This is a genomic window from Paenibacillus sp. (assembly GCF_031177825.1).
In the GTDB taxonomy this organism is placed as follows: domain Bacteria; phylum Bacillota; class Bacilli; order Paenibacillales; family YIM-B00363; genus Paenibacillus_AE.
In genome coordinates, this window is record NZ_JAPSKE010000051.1 from 1 (window position 1) to 16150 (window position 16150).

Consider the following 16150-nt stretch of genomic DNA (forward strand, 5'->3'; position numbering starts at 1 on the left):
TCGGCGCCATAGCCAAGTGGTAAGGCAGAGCTCTGCAAAAGCTCTACCCCCAGTTCGAGTCTGGGTGGCGCCTCCAACATTCCATTCGCCGGGGTGGCGGAATCGGCAGACGCACAGGACTTAAAATCCTGCGGTAGGTGACTACCGTACGAGTTCAAGTCTCGTCCTCGGCACCACATGTTTTAAATATGTGCCCTTAGCTCAGCCGGATAGAGCGTTTGACTACGAATCAAAAGGTCAGGAGTTCGAATCTCTTAGGGCACGCCATTTTTTTCTTGTTTATGTGCCGATGTGGCGGAATGGCAGACGCGCTCGACTCAAAATCGAGTGGGAAACCGTGGAGGTTCGAGTCCTCTCATCGGTATCATAAACCCTAAATATGCCGGCGTGGCGGAATGGCAGACGCGCTCGACTCAAAATCGAGTGGGAAACCGTGGAGGTTCGAGTCCTCTCGCCGGTATCATCTTTTTCCTAAATAACGACAACGATTTAGTCAACTCTGAAGGAGTTCTCCCTTCGGAGTTTTTTTGCATTCAGGCAGCGAGAGGGAGGGCGAACGGGATGATCGCCATTAAGGATCGAATCGGCAATGCGAAGGCGAAGACGATCTACGGGCTTGTCCGCAAATACGGGACGGTCTCGAAGCAGCTGCTTCAAGAACAGAGCGAGATGAAGGGAAGCACGCTGACGCGGCTTTTGGAGGATATGACGGCGGACGGCTGGATCGAAGAGGTCGGCTTCGGCGAATCGACCGGCGGCCGACGGCCGATTCTATATCGATTGCGGGCGGAACAGGGCTACGTTTTCGGACTGGATATTTCCCGGATTCATTCTAGATTGGTGCTCTGCGATCTAAGCTTCCGCAAGCTTGACTCCAGGGTATGGAAGATGACGGCGACGTCTACGCCGGAAGTGCTGATCCAGCATATGACGGAAGCGATGGAACATATGCTCGACATTCACGGTATTCCGAAAGCGCGGCTGTTCGGCGTCGGCGTCGGCGGCGTAGGGCCGCTCGATCGACAGAAGGGCGTGATTACGAATCCGTTGTATTTCCCTTCTACGGGTTGGAACGACGTGCCCGTCTGTCGGATGATTTCTAGCCGAATGGGCGTGCCCTGTACGCTGGATAACGGAGCGAATGCCGCGCTGCTCGGGGAATACTGGACGGACGCACCGGAGGAACGCGGCGAGCATGTCCTGTATATTCATGGGGGGATCGGTCTCCGATCCGCGATGCTTTCGAACGGGAAGCTGGTCTATGGCGCGGTCGACATGGAGGGCGCCGTAGGACAGATGATCATTCAGACCGACGGCGTACCTCACCGCGAGCCGGACGGCAACTACGGCTGTCTCGAGTCGTACGCGAGTATCTTCGCGTTGGAACAAGCGGCGGTGTCCCGCTTAAAGCAAGGGCGGGAGAGCGCCCTGCGGGCCCTTGTCGATCGACCCGAACAGCTCAAATTCGAGCATTTGGTCGAAGCGATTCACGGCGGCGATCCGCTGACGCAGGAGTTGTTCATGCAATCGGCGACGTATTTCGGCATCGGCCTCGCGAATATGTTGAATATGCTTCATCCGGAGAAGGTGATCTTAGGCGGTCCGATGTTCAATACGCAAAACATGTATTTCGAAACCGCGACACAGGTCGCTATCCGCAACACCTATTACTACCCCGCTTATCAGGTGACCTTCAGCCGCGGGAAGCTCGGCGAAGAAGCGCTTGCGGTAGGCGCGGCGGTCATGGCGGCAGGTCAACTTACGGATTAACGGAAAATCACGATTCGCCGCCTCCCTGGCGCAGGTACGTCTTATCCTTCAGAAACAGCCGCCAGAACCAGACGAAGATCGGCACCAACACTCCAATGCCTACCGCATAACCTACGAGCAGCGCGTTAAACATTTGAGGCGATGTGAAGCCTTCTTCGAACGTCAGAATCGGGTAAACCAGATACGGCATATGCGCGCGTCCGTACCCGATGCTGGCGAAAGCGTACTGCGCCACGATCGCGAGCACCGCGATGCGAGCGAAGCCGATTCGACCGCGCGGATCCTTCCACCATAAAGCGGAATATCCGATCGCGAACGAGGCGACGGACAACACGAACCAACCCCATTGCTCGGCGATCCCGCGGGCGATCCATTGCGCTTCGGGCACGAACGTTACGCTCGTTAGGATACCCATGGCGAGCGTCGTCGGACCGAGCGCGATGGCGGCGTTCCGATACGCTCGGAACGAACGTTCGTCATCGCCTTCGCGGGAATAGTCGGCCAGAAACAGCGCGGACAAGAACAGCTCCGTCGACAATCCGAACCCAAGGTGCGCGTATAGGGTCGGGCTCGTTAACAGCTTGCCGAACAGCAAACTCGACTCGCCTTCGGGCGTCGTCCCGAGGAAGCCGCCCAGCGTTAGCGGCAACGCCGAAACGAGCAAGCCTGGGATAAGCAATCCCGTAACGCCGGAAACGACGGGAAGCAAGCCGCTGTACTGATGCGTGGAGTAAGCGTAAACCAAGAATGCGCTGCGCAGCACGAGCAGCGCGAGAGCGAGTCCCGCAGGGAGCACAAGCAGCGCCCCGAGCGTCGAGGTCGCGAAAGGGAAAAATCCGACGAAAGCGACCACGAATAAGACGAGGAAGACGTTCGTCACTTTCCACGAAGGCGACAGGAAACGGTTGGCGATATCCGCCGCTTTCGTATCTCTCTTAGTGCCGAATACCATCGACCAGAAGCCCGCGCCGAAATCGATCGAACCTGCGATGGAATAGACGAACAAAAACACCCATAAAATCAAAATGCCCAGTTCGGCATCAGCCATTCATCTCGCCCCGCTTTCTGCGGCGGTTCCGCCTGCGGACCGCCCGTCCGCGTCCAACTCCCTCTGCACGGGGTGGCGTCGAAAGTATATGTGCATAACCGCGATCGTCGCCGCGAGAAGCACGACATAAATCGAGAGGAACAGAAACAAGAGGAATCCCATGCTTTCGGCGTGCAGCGCCGCTTCCTCGGTGCGCATGACGCCGTAAATCACCCAAGGTTGGCGCCCGGAACAACTGAATACCCAACCGGTTTCGATTCCAAGCATGGATAAAGGGAATGCGGCAAGGAGTACCGCCAGCTGCCATCTCGGATAAGGGCGCTTCAAGACGTACTTCCAAAACAACACCCCGAGCGCCATCGCGATAAGGGCTCCTCCGATAAAAACCATGAGATTAAACAGCGTATGTATGTATAGGGGCGGCCAATTTTCGCGAGGAAAGTCGTGCAACCCTCGAACGACCGTATCGAAGGAGTTGCCCGCCAGGAAGCTCAGAGCCCATGGAATTTCGATTCCATGCACGACGCGCTCCGTGACGGGATCGACGTACCCGCCGATCGCGAGCGGGGCGCGCGCGGTCGTCTCGAACAAGCCTTCGGCCGCCGCAAGCTTCTCGGGTAAATATTCATGCAGATATTGGGCCGTTCCGTGGCCATTGACCGCGGTCGTAAGCGACATGACGCCGCCGAACAAGAGACCGATCGTAAGCGCTTTGCGATGGTAGGCGTATTCTTGATCGCTCTTCCCGCGACGGAGAAGTTTGTAGGCCGCCACGGAGACGATCGCGAAGGCGCCGGTCATATAAGCCGATGCCAATACGTGTTGAGCCGTGATGAAGATGGACGGATTGAATATCGCCGCCCACATGTCGACGTCCACGACGTTGCCGGCCTCGTCGATACGAAAACCTCGAGGTGTATTCATCCATGCATGCGCGTCCGTGATAAGCACCGCCGAAGCGCTGGCGCCGAACGCGACCAACGTTACGCTTACGATGCGTAGGAAGGGCGTAAGTCGATCGGCCGCATACACATAAATCGCCATAAACAACGATTCCAAGAAGAAGGCGAATATTTCTACCTGGAAAGGCAAGGCGATGACTTGCTGCACGATCTCCATATAACCGGGCCAAAGCAGCGATATCATGACGCCGACCGTCGTGCCCGACGGGATCGCGACGCCCAACACGATCGCGAAGCCCTTGGTCCAACGACGTGCAAGAAGCGCATAGTCGCGATCTTTCTTCCATTGATACAACACTTCCGCAATGACGATCATCGCCGGAATGCCGACGCCGAGCGTCGCGAAGATGATGTGGAATGCCATGGACGAGCCGAATAACGCGCGCGCCGTCGTAACCGAATCCATGAAAACTCTCCCTCGCTTGGAATAATCCTTCACCTCAGCTTGCTTCCCGGAGGCTCGATTTATTCCGTGACTTGCACGAACCGGAAAAGCCGCCGAAGCCCGAAGGCCCCGACGGCTTGCAACGTTATCCCGTCCTTACACGCCGAAGTAGCCAGCGCGGGAGATGATGACGAGAAGGATGAAGAGCACGAGAATCGCGCCCGTGGACGTCCAACCGTAGCCAACTGCCGTCATTGCATCTGCCTCCTTCCTAAGCGTGTAGCTGTCGTCGTTTTAGATTAAAGCACCCATACGCGAGAGACGATCACCAGAAGGATGAAGAGCACGAGGATCACGCCCGTCGTCGTGTAGCCGGTTACTGCCGTCATGGAATCCCCTCCTCCTTATTTCGAACCGTCGCTTCGGCGAATCGATCCGAGAAGTTACTACAACATATGAGGCGCATGGCATGAGCGTATGGACGATTATCACGGTGGCGCCTCCCGTCTCCGCCCAAAAATGAGCGAAAGTCCTTCCCCGTAAACGAAGAAACCGTCAAGCGCGTATTCCGCTTGACGGTTTCTTTATGTTCATATAGGAGCGCTTAGAGGGCGCTGCCGCCGAATAACAATCGGTACTCCCAGTGGTTGTCGCCGATCGAGTCGATGCGTACGCCGCCGGAATCCTTAGAATATGTATGTAAGATTTGCCCGTTGCCGAGGTAGATCGCGTCATGCGTAATGCGTTCTTCCGATCGGTCCACGCCGTCGTAATCCGATTTGGAGGAGCCTTCGTAGCTCATGAAGAACAGGATGTCGCCCGGCTTCAGATCCCGCCAATCGGTGCTCGTCCTTCCGAGCGCTTTGACATAGTCGCCTTGCCCGCGGGAGTCGCTCGGCAACGTAATGCCGGCGCCTTCGAGGAAGGCGGTGCGAACGAAATCCGAACAATCGAACGTGTCGGTCGTATACCGATCGGAGCCGTATTCGTAAGGCGTGCCCAAGTATCGTTTTCCCGCTTGGATAATGTCTTGCACGGCGGCGGGAACGTCGCCCGGAGCGATGACCGGCGGCTTGTAGTTCGCGTTAATGTACTGGGAGCTGGTGCTGACGAATCCGACGTTGCCGAATTTATCTCTCACTTTATACCAGCTGTTGCTCGGCTTGGCGAGAATCGTGACGGTTTCGCCTTTGGCCGCATAACGGATGCGGTCGTACGAGGTGCCCGGTCCTTCGCGAAGCGAGACGCTGGATACGATGACGCCCGTGTCGTCCGCAGGCGCGGGGGGAGCGGACGGGGGAGCCGGTACGGGATTTACGGGAGCTGGGGCTTCGTATTCGGTTGATATGTATTTCGAGCTCGTGCTGATATAGCCGACGTTGCCGTACTTGTCCTTAATTTCGTACCAGTAGCTGTTCGGTTTGCTTATAATCGTAACGACCTCGCCCTTCTGCGCGTACCGGATGCGGTCGTCCGAGGTGGACGGGCCTTCGCGCATCGAGACCGACGCTACGATCGTACCCGTATTTCGCTGTTGCTGAGGCGGCGCTTCCTTCGTCTCCGTGACGCTTATGTACTTCGCGTTCGTACTCGTATATCCGATCGTGCCGTTCTGATCTTTCACCTTATACCAATACGCGTTCACCTTCTCCAGGATGGCGACGGTTTCGCCTTCCTTCAAATAACGGATGCGGCGGTCGTCCGTATTCGGTCCGACGCGGAAGGAGACGGAACTTTCGATTTCTCCGACTTGCGCGGCGTAAGCGGCGGACGGGGACAGGAAAGGAGCGGAGCCGAGGAGCAGGGCGCCGGCCAGCGTCGATGCGATCCATTTGCGGTTCATGTGTCGAATTCCTCCAGCGTATGTAAAAGTAGTAGTACAAGCTTCTATGTATGGTGAAATCATAGCATAGACCGGCCTGCGCGATTTAGTTGTAAATGTTCCCAAACGGCGCGCGGCCGCGAGGTCCGCATTCCTCCCAAGCGTGCGAGTAGGAAGTCGGTCCGATCGGCTTCGCGGCCGTTTGGGACGCTAGTCGGGGATGCGGAGGGCCGAACGGCGCGGAATCGGAGCCGTCGCGCTCTCGACGTCCCTCATAGTCCCCCGCATCGGGACGATTCGATCATTTTCGCAGGTCGGTCATCGACCCCGCCTCGGGTCCAGTTCGAATTACCGTCAGCGGTCCGTTTTGACGAAACGGCATTTTCCCTAGAATAAAGACATGAAACAAAAACAAATCGCCTTCACGGAACGGAGATGAAACGGAAGATGAAATGGAATCGGAATACGGGGCTAGCGGTCGCGCTGATCGCCGTCGGCGCTTTGATCTTGCTGAATCGGATCGGATTCGACGTATTCGGCTGGCTGATCCCGCTCGCGATGCTCGGCCTCGGCTACTACGGCATCCGGCACGGACGCCAGACGATCGGTTGGATCGTGCTGACGATCGGCTTGCTCGCCTTGGCCGGCAAGCTGTGGGGCATTATAGCGTTCCTTGCCCCGATCGCGCTCATTTGGTTCGGATGGACGATGTTAAAGCGCCGGAAAATATACGAATAATCGCAAGCACCGAAAGAGGAGGACGAGAGATGAGCATCACTAGAAGAGTTCGCGACTTGACGGTCGCCACCTTGAACGATCGATTGGAACACGCGCAAGACCCGCTTCGCGTCATCGACGCGTTCCTCAGGGAGATGGCGGACGCGATCAAAGAAACCGAGGCGCTGCATCGACAATGCGCGGCCCATACGGCAAGCGTGCGAGCGCAGTACTTACAATCCGACTCGCTGGCCCGGAGACGGGAAGAACAAGCGGTACTCGCGGTGAAAGCCGGCGAAGACGGCGTCGCTCGGGCGGCGCTCGCGGAGAAGGCGTTGGAGGAAGAGAAGCGCGACGGCTATCGCGATCTGTACGAGCAAAGCCGGCGCTCCGCGGACGAGCTGGAGAGCCGCCTCGCAGAGCTTAAGCGGGAGTATCAGGAAGTGTACCACAAGCGTCAGTATTACTTAGCTCGGATCGAGACGCTCCGGCTGCAGCAGCGGATGCACGAACGGACGCACCGCTACGCCTCGCAAGGCGGCAATTGGTTCCATCGCCTCGAGGACCGCATCACGGACATGGAGCTCGAAGCGCGTTCCCTGATGGATGTGCGCGGCGGCTTCGCGGATCGTACGGCGCAGGCGATCGCGTTCGGCGAAGACAAGATCGAGCAGGCGCTCGCGCAGCTGAAGCGGAAGCTGGAAGGAGGAGACGGCAAATCATGAGACGCGTGTACCGATCCAGCCGAGACAAGAAGCTCTTCGGCGTCTGCGGCGGACTCGCCGAAGCGACGGGCATCGACGCCACGATCATCCGGATCGTTCTCGTGATTACCGCAGTCTTCTCCGGCGGCGCGCCCATCCCGATCTACATTATCGCGGCGATGGTCATGCCGAAGGATCCGACGTACGGACCTCACTTCGGAGGACATGGCTCGCATCTCGGCGGGTACGGCTCCCACTTCGGGGGAAGCGGCTCGTACGGCGCCTCGAACTGGGACGACGCGCCGAAGCAGCAGCCTTGGGGAACGCCGCCGCCTCCGCCGCCTCCGCCGCATCAACCGCCCCATTACGGGACGACGTCGCAAGGGTACTATCCGCCGAACGAACCGGCGAAGGCGCCCAGCATCGACGACCTGATGGAAGATATCGAGAAGAAGGCCATGGCCAAGGAAATCGAACAACTGAAAGCGAAGCTCGCCAAATTAGAAAACGAAACTAAAGGAGACGATTAGGATGGGAGTATTTCAACGGATTAAAGACATGACGGTAGCCTCGATTCACGATGTACTGGACAAAGTAGAGGACCCGGTAGTAATGTTAAATCAATACTTGCGCGATATGGAAGAAGAGATCGCGAAGGCCGAAGTGACGGTAGCGAAGCAAATCGCAAGCGAACGCAAGCTGAAGCAGCGCCTGGACGAGGCGAAGCGCGCAGGCGACGCGTTGATGGCGAAGGCCGAGGAAGAGCTCCGCGCGGGACGGGAAGAGACGGCGCGCGCCGCCCTCGAGGAAAACCTGAAGTACGCCGCGAAGGTCGAAGAAACGGAAGCGTTGTACGAACAGACGAAGACGCATGCCGCGGAATTGACGTCGCAGCTTCACCAGATGAAAGAAGAGTTCTATAAGATGCGCAACAAGCGCAACGAGCTCGTGCAGCGCGCGCATCTCGCCCGCATCAAGAAGCAGACGGCAACGGTTTCGTCCGCCAACGTGATCGAGAACGGCGGCGCGGCTCGCGGCTTCCACCGAATGGAAGAGAAGATTCTGCAGATGGAAGCGGAAGCGGAAGTGTCTCGGTTCCCGTACGGAACGGCGGTAACGGCGGATCCCGCGAAGAACGAGCGCGTGGACGCGCAGCTCGAAGACTTGAAGAAGAAATTGTCCGAAAGCGCCGGTCAATAACGACGAACGCGAGCCATAGGGGCGTCCGGATCACCCCGGACCCCCCTATGGCTCGTTCGCGGACGGCATCGGCACGGCTCCCGAAGGGGAAAGGAGGCGGCACCAATGGAACACGGCAAACGCAATACAGCCTTCTTGTTTATCGGCGCGGGATTGTATCTCGTCATCGGCCATCTGTTCGATTTCGTCACTGCCGGGGCGTTGGTGCTCGGCCTCTTCGGCTTCGCGATCGTTCGAGCCGCCTCGGACGAAGAACGGAAGGACTTATCCGGTTATCTTCTGCTCGGCGTCGCGGCGCTCGTCCTGCTCGCCAATCATCTGGGCTTCTTAGTCATCGTCGCGATCCTCTTAGGGGTTTGGTTCTTCCGTCAATCCAAGCGGAAATCCGGAGAAGCGCCGGGCGCGGCGCCGAACTCGTTCGATACGTCTTTCGTCAAGCAGCATATCGTCGCCAACATCCGCTGGGGGCGCGGGGAACCGTGGACGGTTCGATCGGCGCAGCTGTCGGTCGCCATCGCGGAAATCCAGATCGATATGACGAACGCGATCTTCGAAGAGCCGGTCGTCGATCTGCAGCTGCAAGGCGTCATCGGAGACATCGACATCGTCGTCCCGGAGGACGTCGGACTTACCGTAGACGCGCAGGTCGCCATCGGCGAAATTCACGTGGCGGGCGAACGCGGCGCGGGTATCATGAACCGGCTCGTCTGGCGTTCGCCGAACTTCGACGTCGCGGAGCACCGGGTGCAGCTGCATATTTCGTATGCGGTGGCCGACGTCGACGTGAAAGTGCTGTGAACGGGAGGAGCCGGGCATGATTCCGAAATTGACGAGTTTGATGTGGAGAACGATGGCCGAGGGGATTATGCTCGGCCTTGCTTTATTTCTAGTCGTGACGTTGTCGGTCCAGAGCTTCGCCTTGCTGCGTCCGACCGACTGGCAGAGCGGCCTCCGGTTTACGGGGATCACGATTCTGTTCGTCTCCGCGGTCGGCGCCGCGTACGGGTATTGGCAGAGCATTCGGTTGAAGCGCAGAATCGAAACGCTGGAAGAGGCGATGCTTTATTTGGAGAAAGGGCATCTGTCGCGGCCGATGCCTCATCTCGGCGAGGACGAGATCGGCAGGTTGGCGGAGCGGCTGGGCGCGATCAGCGGCAAGTGGGAGGAGCAGGTGACGTCGCTCCAGCGCTTGTCGACGAACAACGCGGAGCTGGCCGAGAAGGCGCGGCTGTCCGCCGTCGTGGAAGAGCGCCAGCGCCTCGCCAGAGACCTGCATGACGCCGTCTCCCAGCAGCTGTTCGCCATCTCGATGACGGCGACGGCGCTCGGCCGCACGCTCGAGAAGGATCTGGAGAAGGCTAAGCGGCAGGTGGCGCTCATCGAAGAGATGTCGTCCGTGGCGCAGTCGGAGATGCGCGCGCTGCTGCTTCACCTGCGGCCGGTCCATCTCGAAGGCAAGCCATTCGCCGTCGCACTGCGCGAGCTGCTGCAGGAGCTGTCGACGAAGATGCCGGTGGCCATTCAGTGGGAGATGGACGAGGACATCCGCCTGGCCAAGGGCGTGGAGGATCAACTGTTCCGCATCGCGCAGGAGGCTATATCCAATACGCTGCGCCATTCCCGCGCCGAGCGGCTCGAGATGAAGCTGCTGCGCCGGGTCGACGGGGTGCGGCTCAGCATCCGAGACAACGGGATCGGCTTCGAATTGGACAAGAAGAAGCAGGCGTCCTACGGACTCATGTCCATGGCCGAGCGCGTTAACGAAATCGGCGGGTTCATGAATATCGTTACCGCGCCGGGCAAAGGGACGAGGATCGAAATTCGCGTGCCGGTACCGGTCGACGAGGAAGAAGGAGCGAACGATGATGACGAGTAACGTGAAAGTATTGCTGGTGGACGACCATGAGATGGTGCGCATCGGCCTTGCGGCCGTGCTCGGCACCGAGGACGGCATCGAAGTGGTCGGGGAAGCGTCGAGCGGCAAGGAAGGGCTCCGCTTAGCGGAGCAATACCGCCCGGACGTCGTCTTGATGGATCTCGTCATGGAAGAGATGGACGGCATCGAGACGACGCGCCGGATGATGGAGAAGTTTCCGGAATGCAAGGTGATCGTGCTGACGAGCTACCTCGACGACGAGAAGCTGTACCCGGTCATCGAAGCCGGGGCGTTCAGCTACTTGCTGAAGACGTCGCGGGCGACGGAGATCGCCGCCGCGATCCGCGCCGCGGCGAACGGGCAACCGGTGCTGGAGTCGCAGGTCGCGTCGAAGATGATGAACCGGTTCCGCCAACCGAAGGCCGAAGCGCTGCCGCATCACGACTTGACCGAGCGGGAGATGGAAGTGCTGAAGCTGATCGCCAAGGGCCGCTCCAATCAAGAGCTTGCGGACGAGCTGTACATCGGCATTAAGACCGTTAAGTTCCATGTGACGAACATCCTAGGGAAGTTAGGCGTGGAGGACCGCACGCAGGCGGCGATCTACGCGCATAAAAACGGACTGGCGGACTGATTCGGCGCCGGGGGAGACAGATGTCCAATCCGACCGCGCCTTCCGCGAATACCGTAGTTAGCAATACGGTGTTCGTCGGAAGGACGGTGGCTTATGATTCGCGGCAGAAGGCCGGCGTCGGACGACAACCCCATTTTGCGTCTGATCCGGCAAGAACTGATTCCTTTGAATCCTCCGCATCTGCGTCCGCGCTGGTCGAAACGGGAGATTCTCAGGCGGGTGGACCGAGGCACGACGTTCGTCTGGGTGCCCGACGGGAAGCCGTACGCCCCCGCCGCCGGGTTCCTTACGGCGGTCGTTCGCGGCGACGAGCTGTTCGTCGACATGCTGGCGATGGACCGCGCCTTCCAAGGGAGCGGAGCCGGCGGAGAGCTGCTCCGGCGCGCGGAGAAGCACGGCGTCGACCGGGGCTGCCGGGTGATGCGGTTGTACGTCAACGACGACAACGCGCGAGGCATCCGCTTCTATCGGAAGCACGGCATGGCTCCGGTATGGTACGAATCGGGCATTCAGAGTTATGTAATGGAGAAGCGGATCGGGTAACCGACCGCTTCTTCGCGCGTTACGGCAGCAGCGCGAACAACAGCGCGATCGTCGCGAGGTCGAGCGCCAGTCCGGGTCCGGGCGGGACGATCGGCCCATACGGGTTATAAGGTCCGTACGGAACCGCAGGCGTGAACGGGGACGGCGGGAGCGCGGCGTTCGAGGACGCGCGCTTGCTCTTGCCCTTGCCGACCTTGGCCTGAACGGTCGCTTTGTTGGCCAGCTTCCGGCGCTTCGCCTTCGCCTTCGCCTCGGCCGGCCCGCCGTTCAAATGGAGACAGCCCTTCTCGCAGCCGGTCAAGATGCCGTAGTGACGCGTGCCGTCCATTAGTACGACGCCGACCGGGCGATTCAGAAAGATGCGTACATGTTCTTCGCGAACCGGATATTCTACATGCATGCCGGATTCACCTCCCAAGGGGCATATACCATACTGTATTCGCCCGTTCCGGTTCGCGCCCGCATCGAGATGCACCGACGGCGCCCATTTTTCCGGGGCGGACGAGTTTCGTAGCATTTTCCCGCGGTGTTTGATAAACTGGGAATATTGCCGTGTTCCCACGGCCAAAATTTACATAAGAAAGAATGAGGCCGCATGAACTTATCACCGGATGGAGCCGTAATCGTCCTGTTCGGAGCGACCGGCGACTTGGCCCGGCGCAAGCTGTTCCCGGCGTTCTATAGTTTATATAGGGAAGGAAAGCTGAGCGACCGGTTCGCCGTCGTCGGCGTCGCCCGCCGCCCGAGAACCGACGAGCAATTCCAAGAAGACGTCCTTGAATCGATCCGCGAATTCGCCCGTCATCAACCGGGAGAAGACGACGATTGGGACGCGTTCGCTTCCCACTTCCGTTACATGTCGCTGGACATTCACGACCTGGACGGCTTCCGCCGTCTGAACGCTCTCGCCGGACAATTGGACGAGACGTTCGCGGTCGGGGGCAATCGGCTGTTCTACCTGGCGCTCGCGCCCGAGCTGTTCGGCGACGTGTCGCTGAACCTGAAGAGCGGCGGGCTGTTGGATTCGGCCGGATGGCACCGCCTTGTCATCGAGAAGCCTTTCGGCTACGACTTGGAGTCGGCCGAGAAGCTGAACGAAGAGCTTCGTCGCGTGTTCCCGGAAGAAGACATCTACCGGATCGACCATTACCTCGGCAAAGAGATGGTCCAGAACATCGAAGTGATTCGCTTCACGAACGCGTTCTTCGAGCCGCTGTGGAATAACCGCTACATCTCGAACATCCAGATTACGCTCAGCGAGACGGTCGGGGTCGAAGAGCGCGGCGGGTACTACGACACGGCGGGAGCGCTGCGGGATATGGGGCAAAACCATATGCTGCAGATGGTGACGATGATGGCGATGGAGCCGCCGAGCGTGCTGCATCCCGAAGCGGTGCGGGACGAGAAGGTGAAGGTGCTGAAGAGCATGCGCCTGTATAAGGACGCCGAAGACGTCCGCCGGAACGTCGTGCGCGGTCAATACGTCGCCGGGGAGTCGAAGGGGAAGGCGCTGCGCGGCTACCTGGAAGAGGACAAGGTACCGGCGAATTCTTCGACGGAGACGTATTTCGCGGCGAAGATTTTCGTTGATAACTTCCGTTGGGCGGGCGTGCCGTTCTACGTGCGTACGGGGAAGAGGTTGCCGGCCAAGGCGACCGAAGTCGTCGTCGAGTTCAAGAACGTGCCGGAGAACGTCTATCTGGCGAGCAAGCATCAGCTGCAGACGAACCTGCTCGTCTTCCGGGTCAATCCGATGGAAGGCGTCTACATTAAGTTCAACGCGAAGGCGCCCGGTTCGGAGGAGCGGATCGTTCCGGTAGCGATGGATTTCTGCCAATCGAACGGCGTCGGCATCAATACGCCCGAAGCGTACGAGCGGCTCATCCACGACGCGGTGCGCGGAGACTCGACGTATTTCACCCGCTGGGACGAGGTGGCGGCCGCTTGGCGGTTCGTCGACCGTATCGCGGCGGCATGGCGCGAATCGAACGAAGACTTGCAGACGTATCCGGCGGGCTCGTGGGGACCGGAGGCGGCCGCGGCGCTGCTGGAGCGAGAAGGCCACCGATGGTGGCCGGTGAACGGGCAGCGCGACGACGACCAGGCCATTCGCCTCAGCAGCGATATCTCGGCGTCGACTTGACCAGGAAGGATCATCGCAACTATGACTACGGAACAAATCAATAAAGAAGTGGAGAAGCGGCGCACGTTCGCCATCATCTCCCACCCGGACGCGGGGAAGACGACGTTAACCGAGAAGCTGCTCTTGTTCGGCGGCGCCATTCGACTCGCCGGCACGGTGAAGGGACGGAAGGCGGCCAAGTTCGCGACGTCCGACTGGATGGAAATCGAGAAGCAACGGGGCATCTCGGTTACGTCCAGCGTCATGCAATTCGATTATTCGGGCAAGCGGATCAATATCCTCGATACGCCGGGTCACCAAGACTTCAGCGAAGACACGTACCGGACGCTGACGGCGGCCGACAGCGCGGTCATGCTGATCGACTCCGCGAAGGGCGTCGAGGCGCAAACGAAGAAGCTGTTCCAGGTTTGCCGCATGCGCGGCATTCCGATCTTCACCTTCATTAATAAGCTCGACCGCGAAGGACGGGACCCGTTCGACCTGATGGAGGAGCTCGAGGAAGTGCTCGGCATCCGCTCTTACCCGATGAACTGGCCGATCGGCCAAGGCCGCGGGCTCAAGGGCGTCTATGACCGCCGGCAGTCCCGGATCGAGCTGTTCAACGGCGACGATCATTCGACGATCTCCGTCGAGGACGTGGAAGGCTACGACGATCCGCTCGTAGAGAAGGTGGCGGGCGAGCATCTATACAAGCAGCTCCGCGAGGAACTCGAGCTGCTCGAAGTCGCGGGCGACGCCTTCGACATGGAGAAGGTATCCCGCGGGGAGCTGACGCCGGTGTTCTTCGGCAGCGCGGTCAACAACTTCGGAGTGCAGACGTTCCTCGACAACTTCTTGAAGCTCGCGCCGCCTCCGACGCCTCGCAAGAGCGAGACGGGCGTCGTGACGCCGGAGGAGCCGAAGTTTTCCGGATACGTCTTTAAGATTCAAGCGAACATGAACCCGGCGCACCGGGACCGCATCGCGTTCCTGCGCATCGTCTCCGGGAAGTTCGAACGCGGCATGTCCGTGAAGCACGTACGCGTCGGCAAGGAGATCAAGCTGTCTCAGCCGCAACAGTTCCTCGCGCAAGACCGGGATATCGTCGAGGACGCGTATCCGGGGGACATCATCGGTCTGTTCGACCCGGGCATCTTCCGAATCGGCGACACGCTCGCCGAGAAGAGCGACATCGCGTTCAACGAGCTGCCGGTGTTCTCGCCCGAAATTTTCTCGAAGGTCATCGTGAAGAATGCGCTCAAGCATAAGCAGTATCAGAAGGGCATCGATCAGTTGACGGAGGAAGGCACCATTCAGGTATTCCGGACGATCGGCTTCGAGGATACGATACTAGGCGTCGTCGGACAGCTGCAGTTCGAGGTGTTCGAATACCGGATGAAGCATGAATACGGAGTTGACGTGGCCCTGCAGCGGCAGCCGTTCCAATTCGCCCGGTGGGTCGTAGGGGAGCATGTCGATCCTACCAAGTTCCGGGTCAACTCGCTTCTCTGTCATGACAAAAATGACAACTACGTCGCCCTGTTCGAGAGCGAATACGCGATGCGGACCGCCATCGAGCGGAACGAGAAGCTGCAATTCCTGGAGACGGCGCCGTAACGGTTTGGCCCCACCAATCCTACTGAAATAGGAGTGGATTCCTACTCTTTTCTATGAAAGACGCTTGAAAATAGGAGTACTTTTCCTGAAGTTGCTATTTCCATACTATGGAACTTTATGGTATACTTCAGTCATAGGACTTTTGACAAGCTTCCAATGAAAAGAGTGATGATTGATGATGATGACAGTGCTTAAGCTGTGCGCCGACGGTTCGACGGAACTAGCCTGCATCAGCCTGCTCGACGTGGACTACATGGAGATCGAAGGGCGCAAGATCGTATACCACGTCGAACAAGCGAAGTACCGCCACATCTCGACGCTGTCCGAGCTGGAAGAACATTTGGCGGCTCAAGGATTCGACATGTTGGACAAGACGAATCTCGTGAACTTGAACCGAGTCGCTTCGTTCGACGAAACCCAAGGCAAGGTTTATTTCCAAGACCCCGTGACGAGCAACAGCAAGTACGCTACGGTCGCCTTGATTAAGCAGAAGCTGATTCGCCGAGAGATGCTGCATTCGGCCGCGGCGCATATTCGCGAGGTTTTGAAGCGGATTAAGCTGAACGAGCTTAAGCAGCGCATAATGGAGTTTTAACGATGGGATGCACCGGGGAGCCGGTGCTCTTTTTTTTTGCGCGGGGACGTTCGCGGCGCCGACCGCTCGAGACGGGACGTCCGAAGCGGCGGCGGGAACGGGCAAGGGTAAGGGCTTGCGGATGGAATCAGTGCGGAAGATGCTCTCGGATCTTG

The 16150-nt window shown here is 59.0% G+C and carries 18 protein-coding genes and 5 tRNA genes; 17 read left to right on the forward strand and 6 right to left on the reverse strand.

Annotation, left to right across the window (positions count from 1 at the left end):
• The first annotated feature begins 2 nt into the window (after positions 1 to 2).
• The 6 genes from RIN49_RS28265 (at position 3) to RIN49_RS28290 (ending at position 1770) form a co-directional block, all read left to right on the forward strand.
• Positions 3 to 76, forward strand: a tRNA-Cys gene (locus RIN49_RS28265).
• A gap of 11 nt (positions 77 to 87) precedes the next feature.
• A tRNA-Leu gene (locus tag RIN49_RS28270) sits at positions 88 to 176 on the forward strand.
• Between the two features lie 14 nt (positions 177 to 190).
• Positions 191 to 267, forward strand: a tRNA-Arg gene (locus RIN49_RS28275).
• Positions 268 to 285: 18 nt separating this feature from the next.
• A tRNA-Leu gene (locus RIN49_RS28280) sits at positions 286 to 364 on the forward strand.
• Between the two features lie 17 nt (positions 365 to 381).
• Positions 382 to 460, forward strand: a tRNA-Leu gene (locus RIN49_RS28285).
• A gap of 101 nt (positions 461 to 561) precedes the next feature.
• Positions 562 to 1770, forward strand: coding sequence for an ROK family protein (locus RIN49_RS28290; RefSeq protein ID WP_309123446.1), 1209 nt, complete (start codon positions 562 to 564; stop codon positions 1768 to 1770).
• Positions 1771 to 1777: 7 nt separating this feature from the next.
• On the opposite strand, the gene RIN49_RS28295 is transcribed toward RIN49_RS28290, so the two are convergent.
• From RIN49_RS28295 to RIN49_RS28315, 5 genes are all read right to left on the reverse strand, one after another.
• On the reverse strand, positions 1778 to 2818 hold the full coding sequence (locus tag RIN49_RS28295; RefSeq protein ID WP_309123447.1) for a cytochrome d ubiquinol oxidase subunit II: 1041 nt from the start codon (positions 2816 to 2818) through the stop codon (positions 1778 to 1780).
• Complete coding sequence (locus RIN49_RS28300) at positions 2819 to 4186, reverse strand: cytochrome ubiquinol oxidase subunit I (RefSeq protein ID WP_309123448.1); 1368 nt, start codon at positions 4184 to 4186, stop codon at positions 2819 to 2821. It abuts the gene before it with no gap.
• A gap of 135 nt (positions 4187 to 4321) precedes the next feature.
• Positions 4322 to 4420: a YjcZ family sporulation protein gene (locus RIN49_RS28305; RefSeq protein ID WP_238392327.1), complete on the reverse strand. Its 99-nt coding sequence runs from the start codon at positions 4418 to 4420 to the stop codon at positions 4322 to 4324.
• 44 nt (positions 4421 to 4464) lie between these two features.
• On the reverse strand, positions 4465 to 4554 hold the full coding sequence (locus tag RIN49_RS28310) for a sporulation protein YjcZ (protein WP_138192438.1): 90 nt from the start codon (positions 4552 to 4554) through the stop codon (positions 4465 to 4467).
• Between the two features lie 215 nt (positions 4555 to 4769).
• A complete protein-coding gene (locus tag RIN49_RS28315) occupies positions 4770 to 6008 on the reverse strand; it encodes a C40 family peptidase (protein WP_309123449.1) in 1239 nt (412 codons plus the stop codon).
• A gap of 426 nt (positions 6009 to 6434) precedes the next feature.
• On the opposite strand from RIN49_RS28315, the gene RIN49_RS28320 reads away from it, so the two are divergent.
• From RIN49_RS28320 to RIN49_RS28355, 8 genes are all read left to right on the forward strand, one after another.
• Complete coding sequence (locus tag RIN49_RS28320) at positions 6435 to 6725, forward strand: LiaF transmembrane domain-containing protein (RefSeq protein ID WP_309123450.1); 291 nt, start codon at positions 6435 to 6437, stop codon at positions 6723 to 6725.
• 29 nt (positions 6726 to 6754) lie between these two features.
• Positions 6755 to 7429 carry a PspA/IM30 family protein gene (locus RIN49_RS28325; RefSeq protein WP_309123451.1) on the forward strand — a complete coding sequence of 225 codons (675 nt, stop codon included), beginning with the start codon at positions 6755 to 6757 and terminating at the stop codon, positions 7427 to 7429.
• The gene (locus tag RIN49_RS28330; RefSeq protein ID WP_309123452.1) at positions 7426 to 7938 is read left to right on the forward strand and encodes a PspC domain-containing protein; all 513 of its coding nucleotides are present in this window, start codon (positions 7426 to 7428) and stop codon (positions 7936 to 7938) included. Before RIN49_RS28325 ends, RIN49_RS28330 begins: the two co-directional genes overlap by 4 nt.
• A 1-nt stretch (position 7939) precedes the next feature.
• Complete coding sequence (locus tag RIN49_RS28335; RefSeq protein ID WP_309123453.1) at positions 7940 to 8608, forward strand: PspA/IM30 family protein; 669 nt, start codon at positions 7940 to 7942, stop codon at positions 8606 to 8608.
• A 105-nt stretch (positions 8609 to 8713) separates the two neighbouring features.
• On the forward strand, positions 8714 to 9406 hold the full coding sequence (gene liaF, locus RIN49_RS28340; protein WP_309123454.1) for a cell wall-active antibiotics response protein LiaF: 693 nt from the start codon (positions 8714 to 8716) through the stop codon (positions 9404 to 9406).
• Positions 9407 to 9422: 16 nt separating this feature from the next.
• Entirely contained in the window at positions 9423 to 10484 is a 1062-nt protein-coding gene (locus RIN49_RS28345) for a HAMP domain-containing sensor histidine kinase (protein WP_309123455.1), read from the forward strand.
• A complete protein-coding gene (locus RIN49_RS28350; protein ID WP_309123461.1) occupies positions 10474 to 11118 on the forward strand; it encodes a response regulator transcription factor in 645 nt (214 codons plus the stop codon). The genes RIN49_RS28345 and RIN49_RS28350 overlap by 11 nt, the downstream gene beginning before the upstream one ends.
• 93 nt (positions 11119 to 11211) lie before the next feature.
• On the forward strand, positions 11212 to 11661 hold the full coding sequence (locus tag RIN49_RS28355; RefSeq protein ID WP_309123456.1) for a GNAT family N-acetyltransferase: 450 nt from the start codon (positions 11212 to 11214) through the stop codon (positions 11659 to 11661).
• Positions 11662 to 11680: 19 nt separating this feature from the next.
• Here the strand turns inward: RIN49_RS28355 and RIN49_RS28360 are convergent, their stop codons facing one another.
• Positions 11681 to 12061 carry a hypothetical protein gene (locus RIN49_RS28360; protein ID WP_309123457.1) on the reverse strand — a complete coding sequence of 127 codons (381 nt, stop codon included), beginning with the start codon at positions 12059 to 12061 and terminating at the stop codon, positions 11681 to 11683.
• Positions 12062 to 12256: 195 nt separating this feature from the next.
• On the opposite strand from RIN49_RS28360, the gene zwf reads away from it, so the two are divergent.
• The 3 genes from zwf (at position 12257) to RIN49_RS28375 (ending at position 15995) form a co-directional block, all read left to right on the forward strand.
• Entirely contained in the window at positions 12257 to 13804 is a 1548-nt protein-coding gene (gene zwf, locus RIN49_RS28365) for a glucose-6-phosphate dehydrogenase (protein ID WP_309123458.1), read from the forward strand.
• A gap of 21 nt (positions 13805 to 13825) precedes the next feature.
• Positions 13826 to 15400, forward strand: a complete 1575-nt coding sequence (locus tag RIN49_RS28370; protein ID WP_309123459.1) for a peptide chain release factor 3 — start codon at positions 13826 to 13828, stop codon at positions 15398 to 15400.
• Positions 15401 to 15575: 175 nt separating this feature from the next.
• The gene (locus RIN49_RS28375) at positions 15576 to 15995 is read left to right on the forward strand and encodes a LytTR family transcriptional regulator DNA-binding domain-containing protein (protein WP_309123460.1); all 420 of its coding nucleotides are present in this window, start codon (positions 15576 to 15578) and stop codon (positions 15993 to 15995) included.
• Positions 15996 to 16150 lie beyond the last annotated feature (155 nt).